Annotated in this window: 7 protein-coding genes; all 7 read right to left on the bottom strand. The window is 68.8% G+C overall.

Features of this window, described 5'->3' with window-relative positions; genetic code table 11:
- Positions 1–200 (bottom strand): hypothetical protein (locus D6689_19705; GenBank protein ID RMH38411.1); only part of this gene is annotated, 200 nt, incomplete at its 3' end.
- Positions 197–1,357 carry a VWA domain-containing protein gene (locus D6689_19700; GenBank protein ID RMH38410.1) on the bottom strand — a complete coding sequence of 387 codons (1,161 nt, stop codon included), beginning with the start codon at positions 1,355–1,357 and terminating at the stop codon, positions 197–199. The genes D6689_19705 and D6689_19700, both read right to left, overlap by 4 nt.
- The gene (locus D6689_19695) at positions 1,354–2,439 is read right to left on the bottom strand and encodes a VWA domain-containing protein (protein RMH38409.1); all 1,086 of its coding nucleotides are present in this window, start codon (positions 2,437–2,439) and stop codon (positions 1,354–1,356) included. Before D6689_19695 ends, D6689_19700 begins: the two co-directional genes overlap by 4 nt.
- Positions 2,426–3,529 carry a hypothetical protein gene (locus D6689_19690; GenBank protein RMH38408.1) on the bottom strand — a complete coding sequence of 368 codons (1,104 nt, stop codon included), beginning with the start codon at positions 3,527–3,529 and terminating at the stop codon, positions 2,426–2,428. The genes D6689_19695 and D6689_19690 overlap by 14 nt, the downstream gene beginning before the upstream one ends.
- Positions 3,526–4,407, bottom strand: coding sequence for a DUF58 domain-containing protein (locus tag D6689_19685; protein RMH38407.1), 882 nt, complete (start codon positions 4,405–4,407; stop codon positions 3,526–3,528). The genes D6689_19690 and D6689_19685 overlap by 4 nt, the downstream gene beginning before the upstream one ends.
- A 9-nt stretch (positions 4,408–4,416) precedes the next feature.
- Positions 4,417–5,412: an ATPase gene (locus D6689_19680; protein ID RMH38406.1), complete on the bottom strand. Its 996-nt coding sequence runs from the start codon at positions 5,410–5,412 to the stop codon at positions 4,417–4,419.
- Between the two features lie 284 nt (positions 5,413–5,696).
- Positions 5,697–6,789, bottom strand: a 1,093-nt coding sequence (locus D6689_19675) for a citrate synthase (GenBank protein RMH38405.1), incomplete at its 5' end; no start/stop codon positions are given.

Here is a 6,789-nt window from a genome sequence, read left to right as displayed (position 1 = left end):
TTGAACTCCACGCCGTCGTCGCCGCTCCGCCGCTCGAGCGCACGCTCGTACGCCGCGATCGCCGCGTCCCAGTCACCCGCCGAGTACGCGCGGTTTCCATCCACCACGTCCGGGTCCGGCGCGTGGAACAGATCGAAGCCGACCAGCGCCGGCGCGCACAGCGCGACCGCGCACACCGCCAGCCATCGGCGCCACGTCATTTGCGCCGCCTCCGCCTCCGGTCGGTCATCACCGCTTCGATCCACAGCAAGACGAACCCGGGAAACAGCAACCACTGATACACCTCCCGTGGAATGGCTACCAGGCGCTCGTCGAGGTCTCCCACCTTGAGCCGCTCCAACCGGTCCGCGATGGCGTCGACGTGAATTTGTTTCGGATCGAGCCGCAAGTAGTGGTCGTCGCCGCCTGCGACAGCGGCCAACTCGCGCAGTGCGCCTTCCTCGAGGCGTGTGAACACGAACGACTTGCCGTCCGGCGTCTTCTTCCAGCCGATCACGTCGCGCCGGAACAGCGGTCCGCTGGAATCCGGATCGTACTCGGGGATCATCTCGCCTTCCGGCGTGCCGACGCCAACGAACAGGACATCGATACCGAGTTCCGCCGCGCGAGCGACTTCCTCGCGCGCGTGGCCCTCCGTGTCCTCGCCGTCGGTAAACACGACGATCGCGCGTGCGCGTTCGACCCCGAGTTGGTCGGTCGGCAGGTCGTCGTGCTGCTCGTCGGCGTCGCCAGTCAGCGGCGCGCCCCCGCGCCCTCGCCCGCCCACGCGCTCGCACGACGGATCGTCGAGCAGATCCGGGCGCACGATGCAGCGCGCGCGGCGCAGCGCTTCGCCCAGATCGGAGCCGGGCGGCATCTCGAGCGGCGTGAGCCCTTCGAACAGCAGCTTCGCGGCCTCGTGATCGTGCGTGAGCGGGAAGTGCGCGGCGGCGCCCGCAAACACGACGACGGCAACGCGGTCGTTCTGTAGCCGCTCGTCGTCCAGCAACGCAACGACCTCTCGCTCCATTCTCTCTACCCGACTCGGCGGCACGTCCTTCGCGAGCATCGACTTCGAGTAGTCCATCACGACGGCGACGTCGATGCCGCGCTTCTTCCATTTCTTCTCCCCGGGCAGCTGCGGGCGCGCCAGCGCGAGCAACACGAGCGCAATGCCAGCCACTCGGAGCACGGCCTTGACCGTGCGGCGCTCCTCGGACAGAGCGGGCATCATCCGGCGCAGCGTCGGCAGATGACCGATGCGCTCGAGTGCTCGGCGCCGGCGCGTGAAGTCGAGCGCGTATACGACGGCGAGCGCGACGACGGCGGCCGCCGCAACGTACCGCCAAACGCCTGCGGCAAACGTCAACTCGCTCACGGGAATCGCCTCCAGCGCGTCATCGCGAGTGCCAACTCGAGTACGAGCAACACGAGCGCCGCCAGCGCAAACGGCGCGAAAATTTCCCCGAACACCTTGCCGGTCACGCGCCGGCGCGTCTTCTCGAGCGTGTCGCGAACCTTGGCGAAGCTCCGTTCGAGCGCCGCGTTGTCGCCGGCGCGGAAGTACATGCCGCCGGTGTCGGCTGCGATCTGTTTGAGCAATTCCGGGTTGACGGCATAGCGGCTACCGCCGCGCGCGACCGCGTCCTCGCGCCCGAGAAGGATCGTGAACACGCGCACGCCCATCTCCTCGGCCGCCTCCTTGGCGGCGATCGGGTCCATCTCGTTGTCGACGTTCGAGTCGCCGTCCGACAGCAGGATGACCACCTTGGACGCTGCGTCGGACCGGCGCAGCGAGGCGAGCGCGAGACCGAGACCGTCGCCGATCGCCGTGCCCATCTCCGGCACGTCGCCGATGGCCAGGTCGGCTACGATCTGATCGAGAGACTTGTAATCGAGCGTGAGCGGACACTGCAACATCGCCTGTTCAGCGAACACGACGAGGCCGATCCGGTCGTTCTTGCGACGGCGGAGAAACTCGCGGATCGTCCGCTGTCCGGCGTCGAGCCGGTTGCGCAACAGATCCCGTTCCTCCATCGACCGCGACAGGTCGAGCACGATCATGATGTCGATGCCCTCGACTTCGATGTCCTCGCTGCGGTACGTCTGCGGCCGCGCGAGCGCGATGGCCAAAAGCGCCAGCGCGCACACGCGCAACACGGCGGGCAGCGACGCGAGGCGAGCGACCCAGCCGCCCGGCACCGCGGCCGCATCGCTCACGCGCGAAAACGAGAACGTCGCCGCCCGGGCCGCGCGCCGGTGGAAGCCGAACCACGCGGCGACCGCGGCGGCGGCCCACAAGCCGAGCGCCCACGGGTCGTGCAACGCGACGGCCTCGTTGCCGCGCAACGCGTCCACCTCGCGCCACAGCCACACCCCGCACAAGGAGGCGACGGCGGCGAGCAGCGCGTAGGCGACCGCGGCTCCCGCAAGCCCCGAGCCGCGCCTACCCATCGCCACCTCCGGCCGGCGGTTCGCGCTGCTGTGCCGCGGTGTGCGCCGCCGCGGCTGCGGCCGCCGGAGCGCCCGGAGGCGCCGGAGGCGCCGGCTCCCCGCCGGTCGCCTCCGCGTCCTCCGCCGGTCCGGTCGCGCCCGCGTCCGGCCGCGCGTGGTCCGGCCCGGTCGCGCCCGCGCCCGGCCGCGCGCGGTCCGGCCCGCTCGCGCCCGCGTCCGCGCGCGTGCGGTGAACGAACTGGCGCGCGCGGTACAGCGCCGCCCGCGCCTCGTCCGGCGTAGCCGGAAACTCTGCAAACTTGACGAGGTCGCACGCGGCCAACCACTCGGCCAGTTCGTCGCGCACGGCCGCCGCCTCGGGCCGCGCCGCCAGCTCGGCGTTGATCTCGGCTGTCGTGAGGTCCAGCGCGGGAAACCCGAAACGCCGACCGAGATAGGCGCGCAGAATTTCGGACAGCGCCGTATAGGCCGGATCGAGGTCGTCGGCGTCGAGCGCCCCGGACGCCTCGAGCTGGTCGAGCCGCGCGAGCGCCTCGACGTCTGCCGGCACGACCGGGGGGACGGCAGCGGCCGCAGGCCCCCGCGCGCGCCGGCGCAGCACCGCGCGCACGCCGAGCGCCGCGAAGCCGAGCGCGAGCGCCGCCGCCACCGCGGCGAGCGCGTAGACGACGGTCCAGTCAGTCTGTTGCACCTCCACCGGTCCGGCGATCGGTTGCAGTCCCGCGTCACGATCACCGACGAAACTCGCGACCGCCACGTGTAGCGGCGGCGTCTGTACCGTCGCCGCCGTGCCCGCCGCGGCGTACGATACCGGGATCGGCGGCACCTCGTGGTCGCCGACATCATAGGCACCGACGGTGAGCGTAAACGTGTGCGTGACCGTGCCGTCCCCGTTGTCGCGCATGGTCTGCCGGCGCCCCTCCTCCGCGAACGCCGGTCCGAGGTCCACGGCCGCGGGCAGGTTCACGGACACCGACGAGTCGTGCACCACCTCGATGACGAGGTCGAAGCGGTCGCCGAGCGTCACTTCGGCCGGCGAGACGCGCGCCGTGACGGTGGGTGCGGCCACCGCCGCGATGAGCGCTACGGCGATCATGCCAGGTGCATGCGCCGCGCGCGCGCACGGAAGAACGCGATGAGCGCCGACACGTACGCCTGGTCCGTGCGCACGTTCACGAAGTCCATCTTGAGTCGCCGGAACACGTCCTCGCGGCGCGCCCGCTCCGCCGCCACGCGCGCCGCATACGCGCGCGCCGCCGGCCCCGAGCTGTCAAACTCGACCAGGTCTCCGGTTTCGAGATCCTCGAGCGCGATCAACCCGACGTCGGGGAGCGCCTCCTCGAGCGGGTCAGTCACCACTGCAGGGATGACGTCGTGGCGGCGCGATGCGACGCGGATCGCATGTTCCCAACCGCTCGCCGCGAAGTCGGACACGACGAACGCGACCGACCGCCGCTTGGCGACCTTGCCGAGGAATTCGAGCGCACCCACGAGGTCGGTGCGGCGCGACGCCGGCTCGAACGTGAGGATCTCGGTGATGACGCGCAGCACGTGCTTGGCGCCCTTTTTCGGCGGCACGAATCGCTCGACGTCGTCGGTAAAGATGATCAGGCCGACGCGATCGTTGTTCTTGATCGCCGAGAATGCGATCAGGGCGGACAGCTCCGCGGCGATCTCGCGCTTGGTTTGCTCGCGCGATCCGAACCAGCCGGACGCGCTCATGTCCACCAGCAACATCACGGTGCGATCGCGCTCCTCGACGAACAGCTTGACGTAGGGCTCGTTCATGCGCGCCGACACGTTCCAGTCGATGAAGCGCACGTCGTCACCCGCGTGGTACGGGCGCACCTCCTCGAACGCCATGCCGCGTCCCTTGAACACCGAGTGGTATTGCCCGGCGAGTTGATTGTTGACGATCCGCGACGTATAAATCTCGATCTTGCGGATCTTCTTTAGTAATTCGCGGGGCAGCATCCCGGCCGGTCAGGGGACTTCCACCGTTTCCAACAGGCGGCGAACGACGTCCTCCGCCGTGACTTCTTCCGCCTCGGCCTCGTACGTCAGCACGATCCGGTGACGCAACACGTCGGCGCCCACGGCCTTGACGTCCTCGGGCGTGACGTACCCGCGATGCCGCAAGAACGCGTGCGCGCGAGCCGCCATGTTGAGATAGATCGATGCGCGCGGCGACGCGCCGTACTCGATGAAATCCGCGATGTCCCGCAGGCCGTAGTCATTCGGCTCGCGGGTCGCATACACGATATCGACGATGTAGTCGCGGAGCTTGTCGTCGAGGTAGATTTGCGACAGGGTGCGACGCCCGGACAACACGTCGTCGAGCGAGCTGACCGCCTCGGGCTCCGCTGCGACGGGCGCGGTCATCGCGTCCATGATCCGGCGCTCCTCCTCCTTGGTCGGGTAGCTGACGTGGATCATCAGCATGAAGCGATCGAGCTGCGCTTCCGGCAACGCGTAGGTGCCCTCCTGCTCAATCGGGTTCTGTGTCGCCATGACCAAAAACGGCTCGGGCAGGGGGTGCGTCCGGTCGCCGATCGTCACCTGGCGTTCCTGCATCGCCTCGAGCAACGCCGACTGGACCTTCGCGGGCGCGCGGTTGATCTCGTCGGCCAACACCAAGTTGGCGAACACCGGGCCTTTCTTCTCGGTGAACTGGCCCGTCTGCATGTTGTAGATGGTCGTGCCGGTGATGTCCGCCGGCAACATGTCCGGCGTGAACTGAATGCGCTGGAACTTCGCACGGAGCGTGCGCGCGAGCGTTTTGACCGTGAGCGTCTTGGCGAGCCCGGGGACGCCTTCGATGAGGCAGTGGCCGCCCGCGAGCAGGCCAATGAGAATTCGCTCGACCATGTACCGTTGGCCGACGATCACCTTGCCGACCTCGCCCATGATGCGGTCGATGAACGCGCTCTCGCGCTCGACCATCTCGTTGATCGCCTTTACGTCCAGTGACGCTCGCATCGTGTGACGTCCTCGTTGGTGTCCTAACCTCGCCGCCGCGACGCCGCAACCTGGCGGCCGCGGGTCATGCCAGGACCCGCAGGGTACCCGACGGCAGCGACCGCAGGCGACCCGGTCGCGCCGCCGCGATGCCTACCCGGGCGATGGCGGTTGGCCGACACGTCCCGTCAACCGCGCGAGCGCCCCGCGCATTCCCGCCCGGCGGGCGATCCGGCGCGGCGGCGCACGAAAACGAACGCCCCCGCAACGCGCGGCGCGGGGGCGCGACCGGTCGCCCGCGCGGGTCATCCGCGCTGGTCGATCGGCACGTAGGTCAGGTCGCGCTCGCCGATGTAGATCTGCGACGGCCGGAAGATGCGGTTGTTCTCGATCTGCTCGAGCCAGTGCGCGAGCCAGCCGACGGTGCGCGCGACCGCAAAGATCGGCGTCATCAGGTCGGCCGGGATCCCCATCTTTTCGTAGACGATCCCGCTGTAGAAGTCGACGTTGGGATAGACGCCCTTGGGCCCGAGGTGCTCCGCGAGCACCTTCTCGAGTTCGCACGCCACGTCGTACAGCGGCGTCGCGCCGAACTTGTCGAACAGTTGGACGGCGAGCCGCTGGAGGATCTTGGCCCGCGGATCCTTGACCTTGTAGACGCGGTGGCCGAAGCCGGCGAACTTGCGCTTTTCGCGCACGCCCTCCTCGGCCCACGCCCGAACGCCCTCGACCCCGCCGGGGATCGACTTGAGCATGCCGAGTACGTCCTCGTTGGCGCCGCCGTGCAGCGGTCCAGCCAGCGTGCCGACCGCCGACGAGATGACCGAATACGGGTCGGCCAACGTCGACCCCGTGACGCGCGCGGCGAATGTCGACGCGTTCATCCCGTGTTCCGCGTGCAGGATCAGGCAGACGTCCATCACCTTGGCGACGAGCGGATCCGGCTCCTTCTCGGTGAGCATGTACAGGAAGTTCGACGCATGATCGAGGTCGTCGCGCGGCAGCAGCGGCTCGTCGCCGTTGCGAATGCGGTGGTACGCCGCGACGATGGTCGGCACCTTGCACATCAGCCGGATGGCGGCGCCCCAGCGCTGCTCGGGATCCTCGACGATCGTCTGCGGGTAGTACATGCCGATCGCGGACACGGTCGCGACCAGCGCGTCCATCGGGTGCCCCTGATCGGGGAGCTTCTTGAGGAGTTCGATGATGCGGAACTTGAGCCGCCGGTGATTGCGGAGCTGCGCTTTGAAGGCGTCGAGTTCCGCCCGCGTCGGCAAGTGCCCCTTGAGCAGCAGGTACGACACCTCTTCGAAATCCGAATGCTCAGCGAGCTGCTCGATCGGATAGCCCCGGTAGTACAGCTTGCCGGCGTTGCCATCGATGAGACCGATCTTGGAC

The organism is Deltaproteobacteria bacterium (assembly GCA_003696105.1).
In the GTDB taxonomy this organism is placed as follows: Bacteria; Myxococcota_A; Polyangia; order Haliangiales; family J016; genus J016.
The sequence above is the reverse complement of the archived record's forward strand: the minus strand, read 5'-3'. Positions and strand labels throughout refer to the sequence as shown.